The organism is Aestuariivita sp., from assembly GCF_021404545.1.
Lineage (GTDB): Bacteria > Pseudomonadota > Alphaproteobacteria > Rhodobacterales > Rhodobacteraceae > Aestuariivita.
In genome coordinates this window covers 1-1,437 of record NZ_JAAWWD010000105.1, presented here as the reverse complement: position 1 = coordinate 1,437, position 1,437 = coordinate 1, and the positions used below count along the sequence as shown (strand labels likewise).

The window sequence follows — 1,437 nt, the reverse complement described above, 5'->3', positions numbered from 1 at the left end:
ATCTGATTGGCCACTTGATGTGTTTTGACTTTACACGCACTCTACCCAATAGTCGTGTACACCTGTTTTGGGCGTAAGGGTAAGAGTTTGAAAGGAGATCGACCCTGCGCGACATCACCGGACCCGAGGCCGTCGGCCATGCCGAGATCGCCGCGATACTGTCCCAAGTTGCCGGCAAGGAGATCCCCTACGTCCCGATCACGCGCGACGCCTTGGTTGAGGCGATGGTCACGAATGGCCTGCCGGAGTTCATGGCGAATGTCTTCTCGTCCTTTGATGTCCCCATTGCCAAGGGGAATCTGGACATGGCCTCGGATGAGGTGGAAAAGCTGACCGGACTAAGGCCACAATCGTTCCGCGATTTCCTGCTGGCCAACACGCCCGCACTGACCGGGCAGGCGTAACCAACGCCCACGGAGGCCCCGTTATGCTGAATATCCCGCCGCGCGAGGGGCCAAGGCCCGTCACCACGCCTTGTGCCCCGCATACGCAGATCAGTCAGAACCCTGATGCCGCGTCATATCGCGCTTTCAAGGACAGGGCCTTCGATTTTCCCTTTGTCATCCGCCAGCCCTCGATGATCTCGGTGCCGGGGGCCGAGGGACTTTGCCTCGAACACGGGCGCGGCTGCGGGTGCCGTGAGGCGTTCATGATCGGTACCGAGTTCGCCCATGTCCATCCGCCGCAGGACGGCAGCCTGCACATGATGCTGCCAGAGGATGCGGTGCCGAAGATCGTCGATCTTGGCTGGGCAGAGCCACATCCGATGGCTGCGGCGGGCATGATCCCGCCCCCGGCTGTCATGGTCTATGCGCCCAGAAATGAGCCCGAAATCGATTCAGTTCTGGGCCTGCTGGGCCTTTCCTATGACTTTGCCCGGGGTCGGCTCGGACGGGTGGACAACATCGTTCTGTAACGGATGCGCCGTTCAATCCGGTTGTGAAACCGCATGCGGATGATTTAGGGTTCAGGCGCGTCGCAAGAATAAAAAACACGCCCGAATCATCACAACAAGCGAGTATCCAGTGGCAAAAAACAGACCCGTTATCATGGCCGCGATCGTCATCGCTGTCGCCGTATCCGGCTTTTTGATCTGGCAAAGCCCCCTATCCGATACGGACGCGGAAGGATTCGCGCGCGGCAACGGGCGGATCGAAGCGGTCGAAATCGACGTTGCGGCCAAGCTGCCCGGGCGAATTGACACGGTGCTTGTGAACGAAGGAGGGCTCGTGACGGCAGGTGCGCCTCTGGCCACGCTCGACACGCGGCAATTGCAGGCCAATCGCAACCAGATGGTGGCGGAACTGCGCCGCGCTGAAATCGCCGTGGAAAACGCCACGCTGCTTGTCGAACAGCGCGCGGCCGAAGTACGCGCGGCCGAGGCCCTTCTGGAACAGCGCCGCGCGGAGGAGGATGTCGCGCGGCGCCTTTATGCAG

Annotated in this window: 3 protein-coding genes; all 3 read left to right on the top strand. The window is 61.0% G+C overall.

From position 1 onward, the window contains the following. Positions 1 to 224 precede the first annotated feature (224 nt). Positions 225 to 404, top strand: coding sequence for a hypothetical protein (locus HEP69_RS23655; RefSeq protein WP_290560965.1), 180 nt, complete (start codon positions 225 to 227; stop codon positions 402 to 404). Between the two features lie 23 nt (positions 405 to 427). Continuing rightward, positions 428 to 916 (top strand): luciferase family protein, encoded by a 489-nt coding sequence (locus HEP69_RS23650; protein ID WP_290560964.1) that lies wholly within the window; start codon positions 428 to 430, stop codon positions 914 to 916. Between the two features lie 133 nt (positions 917 to 1,049). Beyond that, positions 1,050 to 1,437, top strand: a 388-nt coding sequence (locus tag HEP69_RS23645) for a biotin/lipoyl-binding protein (protein ID WP_290560963.1), incomplete at its 3' end; no start/stop codon positions are given.